Source organism: Reyranella sp. (assembly GCF_965229815.1).
GTDB lineage: Bacteria > Pseudomonadota > Alphaproteobacteria > Reyranellales > Reyranellaceae > Reyranella.
Genome location: NZ_CBDDJN010000008.1, coordinates 578,014 through 598,752 on the forward strand (window position 1 = coordinate 578,014; position 20,739 = coordinate 598,752).

13 protein-coding genes are annotated in these 20,739 nt (G+C 70.4%); 9 read left to right on the plus strand and 4 right to left on the minus strand.

The genetic code is table 11. The features are described from left to right. Positions 1–15: 15 nt before the first annotated feature. Entirely contained in the window at positions 16–1,359 is a 1,344-nt protein-coding gene (locus ACO073_RS30215; RefSeq protein ID WP_422003151.1) for a sensor histidine kinase, read from the minus strand. A 103-nt stretch (positions 1,360–1,462) separates the two neighbouring features. Here ACO073_RS30215 and ACO073_RS30220 point away from each other — a divergent pair, with 103 nt between their 5' ends. Continuing rightward, positions 1,463–2,848 carry an MmgE/PrpD family protein gene (locus ACO073_RS30220; protein WP_422003153.1) on the plus strand — a complete coding sequence of 462 codons (1,386 nt, stop codon included), beginning with the start codon at positions 1,463–1,465 and terminating at the stop codon, positions 2,846–2,848. 16 nt (positions 2,849–2,864) lie between these two features. On the opposite strand, the gene ACO073_RS30225 is transcribed toward ACO073_RS30220, so the two are convergent. Continuing rightward, entirely contained in the window at positions 2,865–3,062 is a 198-nt protein-coding gene (locus ACO073_RS30225) for a hypothetical protein (protein WP_422003155.1), read from the minus strand. Between the two features lie 268 nt (positions 3,063–3,330). Here ACO073_RS30225 and ACO073_RS30230 point away from each other — a divergent pair, with 268 nt between their 5' ends. Then, on the plus strand, positions 3,331–5,466 hold the full coding sequence (locus ACO073_RS30230; protein WP_422003156.1) for a response regulator: 2,136 nt from the start codon (positions 3,331–3,333) through the stop codon (positions 5,464–5,466). A 7-nt stretch (positions 5,467–5,473) separates the two neighbouring features. Here the strand turns inward: ACO073_RS30230 and glgX are convergent, their stop codons facing one another. Continuing rightward, positions 5,474–7,705, minus strand: coding sequence for a glycogen debranching protein GlgX (gene glgX / locus ACO073_RS30235; RefSeq protein ID WP_422003158.1), 2,232 nt, complete (start codon positions 7,703–7,705; stop codon positions 5,474–5,476). 144 nt (positions 7,706–7,849) lie between these two features. Here glgX and ACO073_RS30240 point away from each other — a divergent pair, with 144 nt between their 5' ends. Then, positions 7,850–10,057: a molybdopterin-containing oxidoreductase family protein gene (locus tag ACO073_RS30240; RefSeq protein WP_422003160.1), complete on the plus strand. Its 2,208-nt coding sequence runs from the start codon at positions 7,850–7,852 to the stop codon at positions 10,055–10,057. 58 nt (positions 10,058–10,115) lie between these two features. Next, entirely contained in the window at positions 10,116–11,378 is a 1,263-nt protein-coding gene (locus ACO073_RS30245; protein ID WP_422003162.1) for an NAD(P)/FAD-dependent oxidoreductase, read from the plus strand. A gap of 351 nt (positions 11,379–11,729) precedes the next feature. Here ACO073_RS30245 and ACO073_RS30250 read toward each other — a convergent pair whose 3' ends face one another. After that, positions 11,730–13,595: a dihydroxy-acid dehydratase gene (locus ACO073_RS30250; RefSeq protein WP_422003164.1), complete on the minus strand. Its 1,866-nt coding sequence runs from the start codon at positions 13,593–13,595 to the stop codon at positions 11,730–11,732. Positions 13,596–13,728: 133 nt separating this feature from the next. On the opposite strand from ACO073_RS30250, the gene ACO073_RS30255 reads away from it, so the two are divergent. The 5 genes from ACO073_RS30255 to ACO073_RS30275 all read left to right on the plus strand — a co-directional run. After that, the gene (locus ACO073_RS30255) at positions 13,729–15,288 is read left to right on the plus strand and encodes an NAD(P)H-dependent oxidoreductase (RefSeq protein ID WP_422003166.1); all 1,560 of its coding nucleotides are present in this window, start codon (positions 13,729–13,731) and stop codon (positions 15,286–15,288) included. A gap of 23 nt (positions 15,289–15,311) precedes the next feature. Continuing rightward, positions 15,312–16,010, plus strand: a complete 699-nt coding sequence (locus ACO073_RS30260) for a molybdate ABC transporter substrate-binding protein (protein WP_422003168.1) — start codon at positions 15,312–15,314, stop codon at positions 16,008–16,010. Between the two features lie 91 nt (positions 16,011–16,101). After that, positions 16,102–17,544, plus strand: a complete 1,443-nt coding sequence (locus tag ACO073_RS30265) for a DUF1254 domain-containing protein (protein WP_422003169.1) — start codon at positions 16,102–16,104, stop codon at positions 17,542–17,544. A gap of 55 nt (positions 17,545–17,599) precedes the next feature. After that, on the plus strand, positions 17,600–19,396 hold the full coding sequence (locus tag ACO073_RS30270) for a sulfatase-like hydrolase/transferase (RefSeq protein ID WP_422003171.1): 1,797 nt from the start codon (positions 17,600–17,602) through the stop codon (positions 19,394–19,396). Between the two features lie 218 nt (positions 19,397–19,614). Next, on the plus strand, positions 19,615–20,739 hold a 1,125-nt coding region (locus ACO073_RS30275; RefSeq protein WP_422003172.1), incomplete at its 3' end, for a cytochrome ubiquinol oxidase subunit I.

Genomic DNA, 20,739 nt, shown 5'->3' on the forward strand with positions numbered 1-20,739 from the left:
GCCGAAGTCGACGCCTCAATCGGCCGGCAGGGGAAAGATCAGTCGGGCGGTGGTGCCCGGCTGGCGGCGCTCGTAGGCGACTTCGGCCCGCATCGCCGCCGCGATCCCCTTGACCACGCGGGTGCCGAGACCGGAGCCCCGGGCGGGCGCGCCGTCCTGCCGTCCCACCCCGTCGTCCTCGACCACCAGCTCGGCGTGGCCCTCGCCCTGGCGGCGCAGGCGGACGCGGATGTCGCCGTTGCGGTCCGGGTAGGCGTACTTGAAGGCGTTGGTGATCCATTCGGTCACCACCACCCCCAGATTGACGCTGGCGTCGGTCCGCAGCCGGAGCGGCTCGAGCGCGTGATGCACCCTGACCCCGGTGTGACCCTCCGCCCGCATCGACGTCTCGAGATGCTCGAGCAGGGTGGGCAGGTACTCGTCGAGCGCCACGAAGCGCACGTCGCCCGAACTGTAGAGCCGCTTGTGGACCAGCGAGACCGCGAGGATACGGCTCTGCGTTTCCTCCAGGGCCGTGCGGGCGCGGGCGTCGTCGACCGACCGGGCCTGGAGCTGCACCAGGGCGCCGACCAGCGTCAGGCTGTTGGCGACGCGATGGTTGACCTCGGCGAGCAGGACCTCGGCCCGGTCGCGCGCCTGGGCGAGGTCGGCGGTGCGTCGGGCGACGCGCTCCTCCAGGCTGGTGTTGAGCAGGCGGACCTCGTCGCGCGCCTGGACGACCTCGCGGGCATAGCGCGCCACGGTAAGGGTGGCGCCGCCCACGACCAGCACGATGACGATGCCGCCCGAGATCGAGGCCCAGCGCAGCAGGGCCGCGTTGGCGCTCTGCTCGGCGACGCCCTCGGTCAGCCGCTCGTCGGCGGCGCGGACGATACCGGAGAGGAAGACGTTCGCCTCGTCCATCAGCGCCTTGCCGCGGTTGGTCCGCAGGATGGCCATCGCGTCGGTGTCGTTGCCCTGCCGCTTGAGCGAGATCGTGCGGTCCATCTCGCCGACCTTCTCCCCGATCACCGTGTCCAGTCGCTCCAGCAGTGGCTTCGTGGGGGCGTCGGCGGCCAGCGCCCGCTTCAGCACGTCGAGCTGTTGCCGGGCCAGCGCGCGGGCGCTGTCGTAGGGGGCGAGGTAGATCTCGTTGTCGGTGAGCAGGTAGCCGCGCTGGCTGGATTCGGCGGTCTGCAGCGCCGAGCGCAAGTCGACCGCCGCCCCGCGGATGTCGCGCGCCGCGATGACGTCCCGGAAATAGACCTGCGAGCGTTCGTTCAGCCAGATCGTCATGCCGACGATGGCCAGCAGGGCGAGCAGGCCGACGCCGAGCAGGACGATCGTGGACTGGACGACGAAGCGGCTGGAGATGGGCATGCGGGCGCGCGAGGGTTGCCCGGTTCGGGCGCCCGCACAAGCGGCATGTGGAACCGCCGGCAGCCTGCCCCTGGTATTCCGGCGGCTGGTATAGAGTGGCCGCATGACCGCCGCCCAACGCTTCGCCACGCACGCCCTCGGCACGCGCTTCGCCGACCTCGACACGGCCGCCATCGAGCGCGCCAAGGTCTTCATCCTCGACAGTCTCGGGGTGGGCATCGCCGGGTCCTCGGTGGAGGGCGGCGAGGGTTTGGCCGGCGTGGCGGCCGGATGGGGGGCGCCGGTCTCGATGTCCGTCCCGGTCTGGGGACGCGGCCGGCGGATGGCCGCCCCGGCCGCCGTCTTCCTCAATGCCTGGCAGATGCACAATCAGGAATTCGACTGCCTTCACGAGGGTGCCGTGGTGCATGCGCTGGCCAGCGTCCTGCCGGCCGCGCTGGCGGCCGCCGAACTGGCCGGCGGCGCGAGCGGCGCCGAGCTGATCGCCGCCGTGGCCGTGGGCGCCGACGTCGCGGCCGCGCTCGGCCTCGCCTCGCGCGCGGGCTTCCGCTTCTTCCGCCCGGCCACCGCGGGCGGGTTCGGCGCGACCGCTGCCGCCGGCCGCGTGCTCGGGCTCGACCGGGAGGCGCTGGAGCGGGCCTTCGCCTGGCAGCTCGCGCAGACCAGCGGCACCATGCAGGCGCATGTCGAGGGCAGCCCCATCCTGCCGGTCCAGGTCGCCTTCAACGCCCGGGCGGCGCTGCAGTCCTGCGAGCTCGCCCGTCTGCCGTTCGCCGGCGCGCGGCAGGTCTTCGAGGGCGCCTACGGCTACCTGCCGCTGTTCGAGGGCGAGGCCGACCTGGGGCCCGTCCTTGAAGGCCTGGGCCGCGACTGGCGCATCGCCGCCTTCAGCCACAAGCCCTATCCCGCCGGTCGGGCCACCCATGGCGGCATCGAGGGGGCGATGGTGCTGCAGCGCCGGCATGGCTTCGCGGCCGCCGACGTCGCCTCCGTCGAGGTCGCCGCGCCGCCGCTGATCGCGCGGCTGGTGGGCCGGCCGCCGGAGCCGGCCGCTGGCGCCAGCTATCTGCGGCTCTGCCTCGCATATGGCGTGGCCCGGGTGCTGCTGAACGGCCGTCTCGACCTTTCGGATTTCCGCGGCGCCGTTCTGACCGATCCCGCGACGCACGACCTGGCCCGCCGGGTGGTCGTGCGGCCGGATGGCAACGCCGATCCCAACGCGCTGGCGCCGCAGCGCGTGACCGTCCGTCTCAGGGACGGCAGCGAGCATGTCTGGAATTGCGAGGCCATGCTGGCCAATCCTGCGCGGCCGCTCGATCGCGACCGGCACCTGGCGAAGTTCCACCGCTGTCTGGCCTTCAGCGCGTCGCCGCTGGCGGCGGGAACGGCCGGACGGCTGATCGAGACCGTCGAGGGATTGGAAGGACTGGGCGACGCCCGGCTTCTTGCCGCGCTCGCCTCCGGGGGCGCCGAGCGGGCGCGCGCGTAGGAGGGCCCCGTCCGCGCTACATGCGCACGGACGAACCGATAACCCGCGCCGGCGGCTCGAGGACGAAGACCTCCTGCGGCCGGCCGGCCGCCGCCGGAACGGCGACGATGTTGCCGTGGCGATCCACGAGGTTGCCGTCGATGTCGTAGGGAGCGCCGGCCGTGATCCCGTGGTCGGCCCGGAAGCGGGGGGCCAGCTCGGCGGGAACGGCCATGCAGCTGTCGATCGCGCAGGCTCGGCTCGGCTGTGGTGCCGATTGCGCCCCTGCGTTGGACGACAAGGACAGGCCGCACAGGGTCAGGGCAGCGATTGCCGCTGTCGCCAAGCGATGTTCGCGTGCCGTCATGATCCCCTCCTCTGCGAGGTCCCTGCACACCGGCCGGGGCTCGCTCGATCGATCAATGACCGGGCAGGGAAAGGGTTGCGGCAATACCGACGGATTCGCCGCCTTTCAGCGTGCGCCGCGCGACAATGATGCAGCGATGCTCTATCGTCGCCGCGTGCTGTCCGGCCGCTTCCTGCATCTGCGCATGATCGTCGTCCTCAGCCTGCTGGTGCCGGCAGTCCTGTTCGGCTGGGCGACCTGGGAGACGCGCCGCACGATCGACCTTCAGGCCGACGAGCGCATCGAACGAACGCTGGACGTCCTCCAGGAGCACGCGCTGAAGGCGCTGCAGACGGTCGAGCGGTCGATCGCCGAGATCAACGAGGTCGTGCGCGATCTCGATGCCGACCAGATCCTCGCGCGCGAGGCCGATCTGTTCGTCCGATTCAAGCGGACGCAGCTGGCCTTGCCGCAGATCGAATCGATCCTCGTGTTCGACCGGACCGCACGCCCGCTCGTGTCGAGCACTCTCCTGCCGGTGCCCAAGGAGGTCGACATTTCCGACCGCAGCTACTTTCGCGGCCAGCGGGAGGCCGATGTCGGGACCTATGTGAGCGAGGTGATTCAGGGACGCGTCCGGCCGCTGCGCTTCTTCGTCGTCAGCGCCCGGCGCCTCAGCCCCGAACCCATGCTGTTCGACGGAGTGGTGGGCGTTACCGTGCTGCCCGCCCATTTCAGCGAGTTCTACGCCAAGCTGGCGCGTGACCACGAGGCCTTCGCCCTGGTACGCAGCGACGGCGCCGTCCTGGCGCGCTGGCCGGAGGTGACCGGCGGCACCGATGCCGCGCCCGGAGTGCTCACCGCGGCCTTCGCGCGCCAGCCGGACGGCGGCCTCTTCACTGCCGTGTCGCGCATCGACGGCATCGAGCGCCGCAGCGGCTATCGCCGCGTGCCCGGCTTTCCCATCTACGTCGCCGTGGGCATCGCCGTCCCGGCGCTCGATGCCGAGTTCTGGCGGGTCGTGATGAACCATGCCGCCATCGCCCTGCCGGCGGCGCTGGTGATGGTCGGGCTGGGTCTCTACGCGCTCCGCCGCGCCGAGGGCTCGGCCGAGGAGCAGGCGCGCCGCGAGGCCGCCGAGGTGGCCCTGAAGCAGTCCCAGCGCCTCGAGGCGATCGGCCAGCTCACCGGCGGCGTCGCCCACGACTTCAACAACCTGCTGATGATCGTGAGCGGCAGCGCCGAGCGGCTGCGCCGCCTGCTGGCGGCCGACGGCCGTCTGGCTGCCCGGCCGATCGGGCGTTCGCTCGACGCCATCGACACCGCGGTCAAGCGCGGCACCGATCTTACCCGCCAGCTCCTGTCGTTCGCGCGGCGCCAGGCCCACGACGCCACCGTGATCGACCTGCGCGAGCGCCTGCCGGCGGTCCACGGCATGCTGCAGTCGAGCCTGCGCGGCGACATCGAGGTCCAGATCGTCGTGGCGTCCGACGTGTGGCCGGTCCTGGTGGACGACAGCGAGCTCGAGCTTGCGCTTCTCAATCTGGCGGTGAACGCGCGCGACGCCATGAGTGCCGGCGGTCGGCTGGTCATCGCCGCGCGGAACGTCGTGCTGCCCGCCGGCGACCCGCTCGGCATGGCCGGGGAGTTCGTATCCGTCTCCGTGAGCGATACCGGCTCGGGCATTCCCCACGACCTGCTGGGGCGGGTCTTCGAGCCGTTCTTCACCACCAAGGACGTGGGCAAGGGCACCGGGCTCGGCCTGTCGCAGGTCTACGGCTTCGCGCGTCAGTCGGGCGGCAGCGCGACGGTCGACAGCGTGGTCGGCCGGGGCACGACCGTGACCCTCTACCTGCCGCGCACGACCCGCAGCGCCGCCTCGGCCCCCGGCACGCCCGCCGCGCCGCCGCCCCGGCTCGACGAGCGCGTTCGCGTCCTGCTGGTCGAGGACAATGCCGATGTCGCCGAGGTGACTCGTGCGCTCCTCGAAGAGGTGGGTTATGCGGTGGTCCATGCGCCGGATGGCGCCACCGCCTGGTCCCTTCTCGCCCGCCAGTCCTTCGACATCGTGCTGAGCGACATCGTCATGCCGGGCGAGATCAACGGGCTCGACCTTGCCCGGCGCGTGCGGCGCGAGCGGCCCGGCCTGCCCGTCGTTCTTGCGACAGGATACAGCGAACGGGCGCAGTCCGTCGCCGATGAAGGCTTCCCGCTGCTGCGGAAGCCCTACGATGCGGCCATCCTGCATGCGGCGCTCAGCGAAGCCCTGGCCTCCAGAAACGCGGCGGCGTGACGCGGCTTCAGTCGAAGCCGAACCGCACCGCCTTCAGCTCCGCCTCCTCGACCGCCTGCACGACGCGCTGGAACGACCGTTCGGCCGCCGTCGCCCGCTGCGGCGTGCGCTCGGGTTGCAGGATGAACAGCAGGAGCGCCCGCCCGGGCACGTCGCAACGCTGGCCGAACTCGTGCCTGGCCAGCCCGTCTCCCTCGGGGTCGCTGGTATCGACGAGGCGGATCCAGCGGCTGCCGCTGGCGGCCGAAGGAAGGGTGAAGGGCACCACCTCGGTGTGGGCATTGACGATCAGGAGCAGGGTCGAATCGTCGCCGACCCTGCGGATGCCGGTCTCCTGGGCGCGACCGTCGAGCAGGATGCCGAGGCTGCGGGCATGCGGATCGTCCCAGTTCTCCTCGGTCATCTCTTCCCCGGACGGCGTGAGCCAGCTCACGTCCTTGACCCCGAGTTCCTCGTCGTAGGCGCCGGTCAGGAAGCGTCCGCGCCGCAGCATGGGCAGGGCGTTGCGGATCATCACCAGCTTGCGCACGAACTCGGCCTGGGCGCGGCCGTCCGGGCCGATTCCCTGCCAGTCGATCCAGGAGATCTCGTTGTCCTGGCAGTAGCTGTTGTTGTTGCCCTGTTGGCTGCGGCCGACCTCGTCGCCGCCCAGCAGCATGGGCGTGCCGCGCGACAGGAACAGTGTGGCCAGCAGGTTGCGCATCTGGACCAGCCGCGTGGCGCGGATCGCCTTGTCGTCGGTCGGCCCTTCCGCGCCGTAGTTGGCGGAGAGGTTGTGGTCGTGGCCGTCCTGGTTGTTCTCGCCGTTCGCCTCGTTGTGCTTGTCGTTGTAGGAGACGAGGTCGGCCAGGGTGAAGCCGTCATGGGCGGTGATGAAGTTTATCGATGCCCAGGGGCGGCGGCCGCGCTTGGCGAACAGGTCGGCGGAGGCGGTGAGGCGGGCGGCGAGCTTCGGCACCTGGCCATCGTCGCCCCGCCAGTAGGCGCGCACCGTGTCGCGATAGGCGTCGTTCCACTCGGCCCAGCCGGGCGAGAAGCGTCCGACCTGATAGCCGCCCGGACCGACGTCCCAGGGCTCGGCGATCAGCTTGACCCGCGACAGGACGGGGTCCTGTCGGCAGGCGTCGAGGAACCGCCCGTCCTCCTCGAAACCGTGCGGTTCGCGGCCCAGGATCGTGGCGAGATCGAAGCGGAAGCCGTCGACGCGCATGTCGGTGGCCCAGTAGCGCAGGCTGTCCATCACGAGCTGGAGGACGCGCGAGTTGCTGAGGTTGACCGTGTTGCCGGTGCCGGTGTCGTTGACGTAGTAGCGCGGGTCCGGCGCCAGCCGGTAGTACGAGGCGTTGTCGATCCCCTTGAACGACAGCGTCGGCCCGAGCTGGTTGCCCTCGGCGGTGTGGTTGTAGACCACGTCCAGGATGAGCTCGAGGCCGGCATCGTGGAGATGCGCCACCATCTCCTTGAACTCCGCGAAGGCGAAGTCGGCGTTGGCGGCATAGCGCCGGGCCGGGGCGAAGAAGCCGATCGTGTTGTAGCCCCAGTAGTTCCTGAGACCCTTTTCGAGCAGGTAGCTGTCGTCGACGAAGGTATGGACCGGCAGCAGCTCGACCGCCGTCATGCCGAGGGAGGCGAGGTACGACGTCATCTCGCGGCTGGCCAGGCCGGCATAGGTGCCGCGGATCGCCTCGGGAATGCCGGGGTGGCGCTGGGTGAGGCCGCGCACATGGGCCTCGTAGATGATCGTACTGTCCCACCGCGTGTGCCGCTGCGGCGCCCGCCCCCAGGTGAAGGCGGTGTCGATCACGCAGCTCTTCAGCATGAACGGGGCACTGTCGCGCTCGTCGAAGGTGAGATCGTCCCCGGTCTCCATCTTGTAGCCGAACAGCGCCGGATTCCATTCCAGCTTGCCGATCATCTGCTTGGTATAGGGATCGAGCAGCAGCTTGTTGGGATTGAAGCGGTGGCCCGCCGCGGGTTCGTAGGGGCCGTGCACGCGATAGCCGTAGACGGTGCCGGGGCGGGCATCGGGCAGGTAGCCGTGCCAGACCTCGTCGGTGTACTCGGGCAGGGTGATGCGCTCGATCTCGCGTTCACCGCCGGCGTCGAACAGGCAGAGCTCGACCTTGGTGGCATTGGCCGAGAACAGGGCGAAGTTGACGCCCAGGCCGTCCCATGTCGCGCCGAGGGGATAAGGCAGGCCTTCGGAAAGGCGCGACGAACGCGAATCGGGTGGGGTCACGGAAAATCCTTCATGGGAGGGCCGACTCAAACGCAGAGGCCGGCCATTGGCTCCCGCGTTCTCGTGTTCGGCAGGGTCGCGCGAACAGCTTCGAGTCTGGCCCCGGCCTTGCTAGAGTCTCCAGCCTCCAACGGTTCGAGGATCATGCCCGACACACTCTATCAGAGTCCGCGGCCCGCCGCCCGGCCGGGCGAGACCGTGATCACCAGCACCTGCGGCCACAATTGCGGCGGTCGCTGCGTCGTCAATGCCCACGTCGTGGACGACCGGATCGTCCGGATCTCGACCGACCCGGCGCGCTGGCAGCCCGAACTGCCGCCGCTGCATGCCTGTGCGCGCGGCGTCGGCCAGATCGAGCGGCTCTACCATCCGGACAGGCTGAAGTTTCCGATGCGCCGCACCGGTCCGCGCGGGTCCGGCCAGTTCGAGCGGATCTCCTGGGACGAGGCGCTCGACCAGGTCGCCGACGGCATGCGCCGCATCCGCGCCGAGCACGGCAACGCCACCTTCCTCGACTGCTCGCGCTCGGGCAACACTTCGGCGCTGCACGGCTTCGGCGTCTCCAAGCGGTTCTTCTATCGGTTCGGCGGCTGCACCGAACTGTGGTCCAACATGTCCGCCGAGGCCGAGGTCTTTGCCGTCCGCATGACCTTCGGCGCCAAGGCCGACTACAAGACCTCCGGCCGCGAGCCGACCGACTACGTGAACTCGAAGCTGATCCTGATGTGGGGCTGGAGCCCGGCCGACGGCACCTTCGGCACCGGCACGGTCCAGTACCTCAAGGAGGCGAAGAAGCGGGGCGTGCGCATCGTCTGCGTCGACCCGCGGCGCACCCGCACCAGCGCCGCGCTGGCCGACGAGCACATCTTCATCAGGCCCTCGACCGATGCCGCCGCGCTGATCGCGATGGCCCAGGTCATCGTGAGCGAAGGCCTGCACGACCAGGCCTATTGCGATCGCCACGTGCTGGGCTTCGACGATGCCCACCTGCCCGACGGCGCGCCGGCGGGTGCCTCCTACAAGGCCTATCTCCTGGGCGAGAGCGACGGCGTCCCCAAGACGCCGGAATGGGCCGAGGGCAGGTGCGGCATTCCCGCCGCGACGATCCGGCGCCTCGCCATCGAGTTTGCGACCGCCAGGCCAGCGGCGTTGCAGTGCGGCTATGCGCCCGGCCGCACCGCCTACGGCGAGCAGTTCCATCGCGCGGCCTACGCCCTGGCGTCGATCACCGGCAATGTCGGCATCGTCGGCGGCAATTCCGGGGTCAGCAACGGCGCCACCGGCCGCAGCGGCATCGGCAGCCTGCCGGCCGGGAAGAATCCCATCGACTCGAAGGTCTCGACGCCGCTGCTGGCCGACCTGCTCGCCAGGGGCAAGGCCGGCGGCTATCCCGCCGACATCCGGATGATCTACTCGGCGGGCGGCGACCTCTTCAACCAGTGCCCCAACGCCAACAAGATGGTGGCCTCGCTGGAAAGCGTCGAGCTGATCGTCGTGCAGGACCATTTCCTGACGCCGACCGCCCGCCATGCCGACATCGTGCTGCCGGCCACGACCTTCTGGGAACGCAACGACGTCCACACGCCGTGGGCCGGCGCCGGCCACTATGCCATCTACATGAAGCAGGCGATCCTGCCGATGTACGAATGCCGCAACGACATGGACATCTTCGCCGACCTGGCGGCGCGGCTCGGCATCAACGACTATCACGAGAAGAGCGAGGAGGCGTGGCTGCGCGACCTCACCCGCGGCGCGGTCGACGATTTCGAATCCTTCGCCGAGAGCGGCGTGGCGCGCTTCGCGCCACCCGCCGACGCCGTGGCCTTCGCCGCCCAGATCCGCGATCCCGGGACCCACCGGTTCACGACGCCGTCGGGCAGGATCGAGATCTACTCGATGACGCTGGCCGCCAAGCCCGATCCCTATGGGCTCGGCGCCATCCCGCCGATCCCGACCTGGTTCGATCCCGTCGAGCCGGACGCCCGCTACCCGCTGATGCTGTGCAGCCCCAAGTCGCGGGCGCGCACCCATTCGATCCACGGCAACCAGCCGCTGCTCGCCCGCGTCGATCCCGACGATGTCTGGATGAATCCGTCCGATGCGGCGGCGCGCGGCATCGAGACCGGCGCGCAGGTGCGCATCTTCAACGACCGCGGCGCCACCGTCCTGCCGGTCCGGGTGACCGACCGCATCGCGCCCGGCGTCGTGTCGATCAAGGAAGGCGCCTGGTTCACGCCGGATGCCGCCGGGACCGACACCGCAGGCTGCGCCAACGTGCTGGCGGCCGACCGTTCGGCGCCGTGCGGGGCGACGACCTACAACACCAACCTGGTGCAGGTGGAGGCGGCCTGACCGGGCCTGCGCCTCCCGCCCCGTCGCATCCTTCCCCCGTCGCGGCCGTTACAACGCGATGGAAAATCCCGGCCTGGAGCATCACGACGACCTTCGCGACGGCCGGGCGCCCTGGCGCGCCGGCGGCCGACCGCGGCGCCTCTCCCTCGAGCAGGATCGCCGCTGCGACGTGCTGGTGGTCGGCGCCGGGATCACGGGGGCGCTGGTCGCGGAGACGCTGTCCGCCCGCGGCCTGGATGTCGCCGTCGTCGATCGCGAGCGGCCGGGCCTCGGCAGCACGGCGGCGAGCACGGCCATGCTGCTCTGGGAGATCGACAAGCCGCTGGGCGAGCTCACCGCGCTGTACGGGTTCGAGCGGGCGGCCGCGCTCTATCGCCGGAGCCTGCGCGCGGTTTCGGGTCTGGCCCGCCTGGTGCGCGCGCTCGACGTGTCCTGTGCGCTGAGGCCGCGCCGGTCGCTCTATCTCGCGGCGGGCGAGACCGGGGAGGCGGCCCTGCAGGCCGAGCACGCGCTGCGCCGCCGCGCCGGCCTGCCCGGCGCCTTCGTCGACTATCGCGACCTGCGCCGCGACTTCGGCTTCGATCGCGAGGCGGCGCTGCTGTCGCCCGGCTCGTTCGATGCCGATCCGCTCTGCCTCGCGCACGGACTGCTGGACGTGGTGATCGCCCGCGGCGTCAGCGTGTACGACGCCGATGCGGTGGCCTTCGACGGTGGCGGCCGCACGGCCTTCGTCGGCCTCGAGGATGGCCGCGTCATCGAGGCCGACCGGGTCGTCCTGGCGACGGGCTACGTCATGCCGGACATCGTCCGGAGCGACCTTCACCGCATCGCCTCGACCTGGGCCATCGCCACGCCGCCGCAGAGCGAGGGCGAGCGCTGGCGCGACGGGCTCTTGCTGTGGGAGGCCTCGGAAACCTATCTGTACGCGAGGACTACCGTCGACGACCGCCTCATCGTCGGGGGCGAGGACGACGAGGAAGCCGTGACGCCCGAGAAGCGGGCGGCGGTCACGCCGGAGAAGACGTCGGCGCTTCTGCGAAAGCTGGAGTCGCTCTTTCCGCAGGCCCGTGCCGTGGCGGAGCTGAGCTGGGCGGGCGCCTTCGGCATCACTGAGGACGGGCTGCCGCTGATCGGCGCCGTGCCCGGCCATCCGCGCTTTCTTGCCGCCTACGGCTATGGCGGCAACGGCATCACCTTCGCCTATATGGCCTCGCGGCTGATCGCCGCCACGATCGCCGGCCGCCGCCTGGCCTGGGCCGACGACGTCGCCATCGATCGCCCCGTGCCGCCGTCCGTCGGGGAAGTTTCGCTCGCGGCGTAGCGCGCCTCGAACGAGGGTGCGAGCCTTCCTTTCTTGTCATCCTGAGCGCAGCGCCTGCCCTGAGCGGAGCCGAAGGGAAGGATCTCATGCCGATGGCAAGCGGCGATGAGGTCCTTCGCTACGCTCAGGACGACAGTGGTGTGGCTCTATCGCCCCCTCAGAACGTCTTGCTGATCGCCGCCGTCGGGCGATCGCGTCGACTTGGCGGCCTGAGACGGCGCCTCGAGTCTTCCTCTCTTGTCATCCTGAGCGCAGCGAAGGATCTCATGCCGTCGGCAAGCGGCGATGAGGTCCTTCCCTTCGGCTCCGCTCAGGGCAGGCGCTCCGCTCAGGACGACAGCGGGCGACCCCTCAGAACGTCTTGTTCGCCTGCGGGCGATGACGGTTGCGCAGCACGAAGGCCGAGCGCTCGGCCTGGCGCGGCTCGCGCACCCAGACCTCGCGGTTGGGATGCAGGCCGCCGCCGCGCGTCGCCGGCACGGCGCTGGTGCGCGCCCGGTGCAGCAGCCTCGTGTCGGCCGCGCCGCAGTTGGGATGGATGCCGCCGTTGCCGGCCACGACCTTGTCCCACGCCGCCTTGCGCTTCGCCGCGGTCGCCTTGTCGGTGAGCGCGGTGCAGGTGAGCTCGTTGGTGTTGAGGTCGACCACGATCTCGTCGCCTTCCTCGATCAGGGCGATCGGCCCGCCGACCGCGGCCTCGGGCCCGACATGGCCGATCACCAGGCCGACCGAGCCGCCCGAGAAGCGCGCGTCGGTCATCAGCGCGACCACGATGTTGCGCTCGCGGCAGAGCGTGGTGATGCGCGAGGTCGGATCGAGCATCTCCGGCATGCCGGGCGCGCCGGTCGGTCCCTCGTAGCGCACGATCACCATGTCGTGGTTCTGGAACGTGTCGGGCGTCCGGTCGAGCGCGTCGAGCAGCGCCTGCTCGCCCTCGAAGACGCGGGCCCTGCCGCGGAACACGTTGTTCTCCAGCCCGCCCTCGACGCCGGCGAGCTTGAGGATGGCCGAGAAGTCGGGCGACAGGTTGCCGCCCAGCACGCGCAGGCCGCCGGTCGGCTTGTAGGGCTTGTCGACCGGATGGATGACCGTGCCGTCCACCGCCCTGGTCTTCAGGCGCTTGACCTGTGCGGCCAGCGTCTCGCCGGTGCAGGTCAGCACCTCGCCGTTCAGCAGGCCGGCATCGAGCAGCTCGCGCACGATCGCCTGCACCCCGCCGACCTCGTCGATGTCGACCATCGAGTACTTGCCGTAGGGGCGGGCGTCGGTCAGCACCGGCACGACGTGCTGCGAGAGATAGTTGAACTCCTCCGGCGTCATGACGTCCTTCCAGAAGTCGCCGTAGCCGGCGGCGCGCGCGATCTCCGGCGCATGCAGCGTCACGTTGGTCGAGCCGCCGATCGCCATGGCGACGATCACGGCGTTGCGCAGCGAATCGCGCACCACGATGTCGCGCGGCCTGAGGTCCTTCGCTATCAGGTTGGCGAGCAGGTCGACCAGCTCCTTCGGGAAGTCGCGCACGCGCCGCGGATCGTCGGACGGCGGCGCCACCATGTGCAGCGGCTGCATGCCGACCACGCCGATGAACGTCTGCATGGTGTTGTAGGTGAACATGCCGCCGCAGCTGCCGATGCCGGGGCAGGCATGGCAGGCGATGTGCTGGCGGAATGCCGCGTCGGGATTGCCCGCGACCTGGTAGGCGCTGACGATGTCGAGCGCCTCGCCGGTGTTGGGGTCCTTGCCCGGGTGGATCGGGCCGTCCGACATGATGATCGACGGCAGATTGTGCTCGAGCAGGGCGGACAGCGTGCCGACCGGCGGCTTGTCGCAGGCGACCACGGCGATGGTGCCGGCAAGCCCGGTGGCGCTGAGATGCTCGCACAGCGCGTCGTTGGTGACCTCGCGGCCGATCAGCGAGTAGCGCATCTCGCGCGTGCCGTTGCGGATGCCGTCGGAGGTGGCGATCGTGTATTCGGGCTGCACGAGGCGCAGCTTGAGCTGGCCCTGGCCGGCGCCGACCCGGCCCTTGAGCTCGGCATGGATCGCCTCGACCTTCGCCATGACGCCGAGATAGCACTGGCTGTCGCCCTTGGTGCCGACGACTCCGACCGACGGCTCGTGGATGAGGTCGGGATCGGTGCCGAGCGCGCGCGCGACGCCGATCGTCTGCGAGGAACGGCCGGGATGGCGGTCGATGAGGACGGGGCGCGTTGTCATGGCGAAGGCTCTGATCGTTGGGGCAGAAGGCGGTGGGGCCCGAACATGGCCAGACGCAGCCCATCTTGCAACCGCTTCCGGCCCGGCGATTCCGCGCCTCGCCATCACCGCCGACCTGGCCTAAACCAGGACAATGCCGCCGCCCGCGCGCCCGCTGCCGCCCGAACTCCGCACCGGCCCGCCCCGCGTCCTGCTCGTGATGGCGCATCCGCGGCCGGACAGTTTCTGCGCCGCCCTGGCCGACGCCTATGCGCAGGGTGCGGCCGCCGCCGGCGCCGAGCTGCGGCGGCTCGACCTGCAGGCGCTCGTCTTCGAGCCCGACGTCCTCGTGCCGGCGCCACAGGACCAGGCGCTCGAGCCCGATCTCGCGGAGGCCACGCGCCTCGTCGCCTGGGCCGAGCATCTGGTGTTCGTCTTCCCGACCTGGTGGGGCACGATGCCGGCGCGGCTGAAGGGGTTCCTCGACCGCGTCCTCGTGCCGGGCTTCGCCTTCGCCGATCGCGACGATGGCGAGGGCTGGGATCGGCTGCTGACCGGCCGCACGGCGCATCTCGTCACCACCATGGACACGCCGCCCTGGGTGCATCGCTGGATCTACCGCGCGCCCGGCCTCAACGCGCTCGATCGCGCGACGCTGGGCTTCTGCGGCGTGGCGCCGGTGCGGCGCACCGTGTTCGGTCCGGTGAAGGACTCGTCTGCCGCGCAGAGAACCAGCTGGCTGGAGGAGGTCCGCCGCAGCGGCCTCGCGCTGCGCGACGGTGCGCTCACGGCAGCGGAGCGCCGGCGCCGCCGGCTCGCCGCCTGGGTCGCGAGCTTTCGCCTGCAGTTCCATCCCATGGCCTGGGCGGCCTACGCGCTGGGCGCACTCGGCGCTGTCGCGTCGGGCGTTTCCTTCAACGCGTCGGTCTTCGTGCTGGGCTTCGCCTGCCTGTTCTTCCTCGAGCTCGCGACGGTGTTCACCAACGACCGCTTCGACTACGACAGCGACGTGCTGAACCGCCACCACGGTCCCTTCACCGGCGGGTCGCGCGTGCTGGTCGACGGCAGCATCAGCCTCGACGGTCTCCAGGCGGCGACGATGCTGGCGCTCGGCCTGTTCGCCGCCAGCACGCTCGCGCTGGCCGTGCTGGTGCCGCCGCTGCCGGCGCTGCCGCTTCTCGGCATCCTCGCCGTGCTCGCGCTGGGCTACACGGTGCCGCCGCTGCAGCTCTGCTGGCGCGGCCTCGGCGAGCTCGACGTGGGCGTGACCCACAGTCTCGGCGTCGTGCTCTGCGGCTGGGTGTTCCAGGGCGGCAGCTTCAACGATCCCTGGCCGTGGCTGGTGGCGCTGCCGCTCTTCCTCGCCATCCTGCCGGCCATCGTGCTCTCCGGCATTCCCGACCACGACGCCGATCGCGCCGTGGGCAAGGGCACGCTGGCCGTGCGGTTCGGTCCGGGCGCCGCCGTGGTGATCGCAGAGGCAGCGACGCTCGCCGCCGCGCTGGCGGCCGTCCTCGTCCTGCCCGCTCTCCTCGGGCGCGGGATCCTGGCGGCGACGCTCGTCCTCGTCGTGCCCTACGCGCTCTTTCAGGTCGTGCGGCTGGAGCGCTACCGCCGGCGCGGTCTCGCGCCGCGACGCATCGACGGGCTGATGGCCGTGGCGCTGACCTACATCCTGTGGTTTGTCGCCCTGCCGCTCGCCTGGGTGGCCTGACGGATGAGAGGAGGGGGCCCGTAATGCGCGACCTGACGGTCTTCAGCACCATTGCCGTGCAGAGCGCGCTCGAGGCGCTGCTGCCGGCGTTCGAGACGGAGAGCGGCCGCCGGCTCGATCTCGCCTGGAACACCGCGCCGGCCCTGGTGAACCGCCTGCAGGCCGGCGAGCGCGCCGACGTGATGATCCTGAACCGCGCCGGCATGGACACGATGCTGCGCGAGGGCCGCGTGCGCGCGGGCACCGACGTCACGCTGGCCAGCTCCGCCACCGCCATCGCCGTGCGCGCGGGCGCGCCGCATCCCGACATCTCGACGCCGGAGGCGCTGCGCCGCAGCCTGCTGGCGGCGCGCGCAATCTCCTACAGCGATCCTGCCGCCGGCGGCGCGAGCGGCATCTATTTCGCGAAGCTGCTCGAGCGCTGGGGCATCGCCGCCGAGATCAATGCGAAGACGAAGTTCCCGCCGCCGGCCGGACTGTGCGGCGCCTTTCTCGCGACCGGCGAGGCCGACCTCGCCGTCCAGCAGAAGCCCGAGCTCCTGCAGGTCCCCGGCCTCGAGATCGTAGGCCCGCTGCCCGGCGACCTGCACATGGTGACGGTGTTCGTCGGCGCGGTCGACGCCGCGAGCGAGGATGCCGCGGCGGGACAGGTCCTGGTGGATTTCCTGCGCTCGCCGCCCGCGGTCGACACGTTCCGCGCCATGGGGCTCGATCCGGCCTAGCGGCCAGGTGTCGCGCTCTGCGTATAATATTGCATTTTGAGTGTTGTTAGTTGATAAGCCGTCCCGTTCCGAATTGCCGGGAAGGATCAGCATGTTCACCAAGCGCGATGTCCTCCGCTCCGCCCTGCTGGCTGCCGCCGCGGGCGTCGCCGGATCCGGTGCGGCGCTTGCCCAGACGGGGGGCGACCGGGCCGGCCCGCAGACCGCAAAGGACATCGCCGAGGCCGGCTTCATCTTCGGCCTGCCGCTCGTGATGAACTACGCGATCATGTACGAGTTCGCCGTCGACCGGAACTCGGGCCAGTTCAAGGCGCCGTTCAACCAGCTCAAGAACGAGGCCAACGTCTTCACCTACAAGGACACGGCGGTCGTCACGCCCAACAGCGACACGCCCTATTCGGTGGCCTGGCTGGACCTGCGGGCGGAGCCCATCGTCGTGTCGGTTCCGGCCGTGGAGGGCGGGCGCTACTATTCGGTCCAGCTCTGCGACGGCAACACCTACAATTTCGGCTACATCGGCACGCGCGCCACGGGCAGCGCGGCCGGCGACTATCTGGTCGTCGGGCCGGGCTGGACCGGCCCGACGCCGCCTGGGATCATGAAGGTGTTCCGGTCGAGCACGCAGCTCACCCTCGCCCTGTTCCGCACCCAGCTGTTCGACGCCGCCGATCTCGACAGGCTGAAGGCCGTGCAGGCGGGGTACCGGGTGAGGACGCTGTCGGCCTTCCTCGGTCGTGCGGCGCCCCCGGCGGCGCCGGCGATCGACTTCCCGCGGATCGACAAGGAGCTCGTGAAGACGAACTTCTTCGAGTATCTCGACTTCGCCCTGCAGTTCGCGCCGCCGCAGCCGAACGAGGCGCCGATCCGCCGCCAGCTGGCGACCATCGGCGTGGGGGCGGGCAGGACGTTCCGCTTTGCCGACCTGCCGGCGGACCGCAGGGCCGAGATCGCGCTGGGCATGAGAAGCGGGGAGAAGAAGATCGACGACGGCGTCGCGCGCGCCGGCACGACGGTCAACGGCTGGCAGGTCAGCGGATTGCCGGGCGACGCGGCCCACTACGACGGCGACTGGCTGCTGCGCGCGGTCGCGGCCAAGGCGGGGATCTACGGCAACGACCCTGCCGAGGCCATGTATCCCCTGACCCGCGACGACGAAACCGGCCAGGCGCTGGACGGCAGCAAGCACGACTACACGCTGACCTTCCCGCCGGGCGAACTGCCGCCCGTCAACGCCTTCTGGTCGATCACGATGTACGACGGCCGGACGCAGCTTCTGATCGAGAACCCGATCGGCCGCTACCTGATCAACGCGCCGATGCTGCCCGGCCTCAAGCGGGGCGCCGACGGGTCGCTGACGCTCTACATCCAGAACCGATCGCCCGGCGCCGACAGGGAGTCGAACTGGCTGCCGGCGCCCGATGGCCCGATCTACCTGGTGATGCGGCTCTACTGGCCGAAGGAACAGCCGCCCTCGATCCTGCCGCCGGGCGGCGGCACGTGGCGCCCGCCCGGCGTCCGGCGCGTGGCCGGCTGAGGTCCCGGCGCGGCGGCGCCCGACCGGACGATTTCACTTCGATGGAGACAAGACGATGTCGAACCGTGTGAGCGGCGGTGTTCGCCGTGGCCGGCGGCAGTTCCTCGGCGCGGCGGCGGGCGCGGTGTCGCTGCCGCTGCTGGGCACCACGCTGATCGGCGAGGCGAGAGCCCAGACCAGCCCGGCCACCCCGGTCCCCCGGCCGGCCGGCCTCTCCGACAGGCGGTCAGGCCTCAACATCCTCTTCGTGTTCACCGACCAGGAGCGCTACCACGCGCGCTGGCCGGCGGGCTTCTCGCTTCCCGGCCATGAGCGGCTGCAGCGGGCGGGCGTCAGCTTCGTGAACCATCAGTGCCCGGCGACGATGTGCACCTCGTCGCGGTCGGTGATCGTCACCGGCCTGCAGACGCCGGACAACGGCATGTTCGAGAACCTCGACGTGCCCTGGATGCGCGACCTGCCGACCGACCGGCCGACGATCGGCCAGATGCTGCGCAAGGCCGGCTACTACACGGCCTACAAGGGCAAGTGGCACCTCAGTCGCGAGTTCGACACGACGTCGGTCGACCGCTTCATGACGCCCGCCATGGAGAAGTACGGCTTTGCCGACAACTTCTCGCCGGGCGATCTCATCGGCCACACGCTGGGCGGCTACAGCTTCGACCAGATCATCGCGGGCAGCGCCGTCAACTGGCTGCGGACGAAGGGCCGGCCGCTCGCCGACGACGGCAGGCCCTGGTGCATGTTCGTGAGCTTCGTCAATCCGCACGACGTCATGTACTTCAACACGGACGCGCCCGGCGAGCGCGTGCAGGACACCGGGAAGCTGCGCCTCGCCGCGGCACGGGCGCCCCGGCATGCCCTCTACGGCGCCACCTGGGACCAGCCGCTGCCGGAGAGCCTTCGCCAGCCGTTCGACGAGCCCGGCCGCCCCGCGGCGCACGGCGAGTTCGACCGCATCTGGGACTACGTCCTCGGCCATATCCCGTCCGAGGAGGCGCGGTGGCGGCGCTTCAACGACTACTATCTGAACTGCATCCGCAACGTCGACCGATCGCTGGCGACTCTGCTGGCCGAGCTCGATGCCCTGGATCTCGCCCAGAACACGATCATCGTCTACACGTCCGACCACGGTGAGATGGCCGGCGCGCACGGGCTGCGCGGCAAGGGGCCCTTCGCCTACCGCGAGACCACGCATCTGCCGCTGCACATCGTTCATCCCGACGTCACCGGCGGCCGGCAGTGCCGCGCGCTCAGCAGCCACATCGACTTCGTGCCGACCCTGCTCGCCTTTGCCGGCCAGCGGCTGGACCAGGCCGGTGAGCTGGCGGGACGGGCGCTGCCGGGCGAGGACCTCTCCTCGCTGCTCGGCAATCCGGAAAGCCGCGGCATCGACGCCGTGCGCGACGCCACGCTGTTCACCTACAGCGGCCTCGCCAGCAACGACAGCAGCGTCTTCGACTTCGCCGCCAGGGCGGTCGCCGCCGGCAAGGATCCCCGGGAGGAGGCGAAGAAGCAGGGCTTCCGACCCGACCTCAGGAAGCGGGGGCACGTGCGCTCGGCCTTCGACGGCCGCTACCGCTTCACGCGCTACTTCGCGCCGGTCGACCACAACAGCCCGCAGACGCTGGACGACCTCTTCCGCTGGAACGATGTCGAGCTCTACGACCTCGACGCGGATCCGGGCGAGACGAGGAATCTCGCCGTCGACCGGAAGACGAACGCGGCGCTGATCCTGGCCATGAACCGCAAGCTCGAGGCCGCGATCAAGCGCGAGATCGGCAAGGACGACGGCCGCGCCTTGCCGGACCTCGCCGGCGTGACCTGGGGCCTCGACCGCATCGACCTCTGAGGCGCATGCGAGAGAATGCGTCTCAATCGGCGCCGTGCGGCCGACGCCATGAGGTGAACGGACCGCGGCGTCGCGTCGAGTGACGTCGCGACGTTGCGGCGGGGCGACGACTTGGCCCGTTGACGCCGCGAAAGGAAATAACCCATCTTCTTACTGTGATGGCGGTTCGGCCCGGCGTCCCTGGTTCGGGGCGCGCCGCCACGCGGGGGAGTTGGTGCATGGTTAACGATCTCGTCGTCGACCTGTCGCGCGTCCAGTTTGCCGCGACGGCGCTCTACCACTTCCTGTTCGTGCCGCTCACGCTCGGCCTCACCGTCCTGATCGCGGTGATGGAGACGGTCTACGTCACGACCGCGCGCGACATCTACAAGCGCATGGCCCAGTTCTGGACGAAGCTGCTGCTGATCAACTTCGCGCTGGGCGTCGCCACCGGCCTCACCATGGAGTTCCAGTTCGGCACCAACTGGTCCTTCTATTCCAGCTTCGTCGGCGACACGTTCGGCGCGCCGCTGGCCATCGAGGGCCTGATGGCCTTCTTCCTCGAATCGACCTTCATCGGCCTGATGGTGTTCGGCTGGGACCGCATGAACAAGGCCCAGCACCTCCTCGTCACCTATGCCGTGGCGCTCGGCTCCAACTTCTCGGCGCTGTGGATCCTGGTCGCCAACAGCTTCATGCAGCACCCGCAGGGGGCGGAATTCAACCCCGTCACCATGCGCATGGAGCTGCAGAGCTTCTCGACCCTGTTCTTCAATCCCGACGCCCAGTCCAAGTTCGTGCACACGGTGCTGGCAGGCTACGTCACGGCGGCGATCTTCGTCTGCGGCGTCAGCGCCTGGTACATGCTGAAGGGCCGCCATCTCGACATCGCCCGCCGCTCGTTCCGCGTCGCCGCCGTGTTCGGCATGCTGGGCGGGGCGGGCGTCATCACGCTCGGCGATGCGCTGGGCTATGTCGGCGCCCACGTCCAGCCGACCAAGCTCGCGGCGATGGAGGCGCTGTGGACGCCGGAGAAGGCGCCGATGGCCTTCAACGCCATCGCGTTCCCCAACCAGGCCGAGCAGAAGAACGACTTCGCCATCCGCATCCCGGCGCTGCTGTCGATCCTGGTGACGCATTCGCTCGACGGCACCGTCCCCGCCATCGACGAGCTGGAAGCCCAGGCGCGCGAGCGCATCCGCAACGGCATCCCGGCGGTCCAGGCGATGGAGCGGCTGAGCGCCAACCCGCGCGACGAGGCCGCTCTCGCCCAGTTCAAGGCCCACGGCAAGGATATCGGCTACGGCTTCCTGGTGCTGCGCTACGCGCCCGGCGGCGACCTCACCAAGGTCGGCGACGCCGAG

Coding starts and splice junctions, on each gene's coding strand:
- ACO073_RS30215 (WP_422003151.1), bottom strand. CDS start 1,359: ATGCCCATCTCCAGCCGCTTCGTCGTCCAGTCCACGATCGTCCTGCTC.
- ACO073_RS30220 (WP_422003153.1), top strand. CDS start 1,463: ATGACCGCCGCCCAACGCTTCGCCACGCACGCCCTCGGCACGCGCTTC.
- ACO073_RS30225 (WP_422003155.1), bottom strand. CDS start 3,062: ATGGCCGTTCCCGCCGAGCTGGCCCCCCGCTTCCGGGCCGACCACGGG.
- ACO073_RS30230 (WP_422003156.1), top strand. CDS start 3,331: ATGCTCTATCGTCGCCGCGTGCTGTCCGGCCGCTTCCTGCATCTGCGC.
- ACO073_RS30240 (WP_422003160.1), top strand. CDS start 7,850: ATGCCCGACACACTCTATCAGAGTCCGCGGCCCGCCGCCCGGCCGGGC.
- ACO073_RS30245 (WP_422003162.1), top strand. CDS start 10,116: ATGGAAAATCCCGGCCTGGAGCATCACGACGACCTTCGCGACGGCCGG.
- ACO073_RS30250 (WP_422003164.1), bottom strand. CDS start 13,595: ATGACAACGCGCCCCGTCCTCATCGACCGCCATCCCGGCCGTTCCTCG.
- ACO073_RS30255 (WP_422003166.1), top strand. CDS start 13,729: ATGCCGCCGCCCGCGCGCCCGCTGCCGCCCGAACTCCGCACCGGCCCG.
- ACO073_RS30260 (WP_422003168.1), top strand. CDS start 15,312: ATGCGCGACCTGACGGTCTTCAGCACCATTGCCGTGCAGAGCGCGCTC.
- ACO073_RS30265 (WP_422003169.1), top strand. CDS start 16,102: ATGTTCACCAAGCGCGATGTCCTCCGCTCCGCCCTGCTGGCTGCCGCC.
- ACO073_RS30270 (WP_422003171.1), top strand. CDS start 17,600: ATGTCGAACCGTGTGAGCGGCGGTGTTCGCCGTGGCCGGCGGCAGTTC.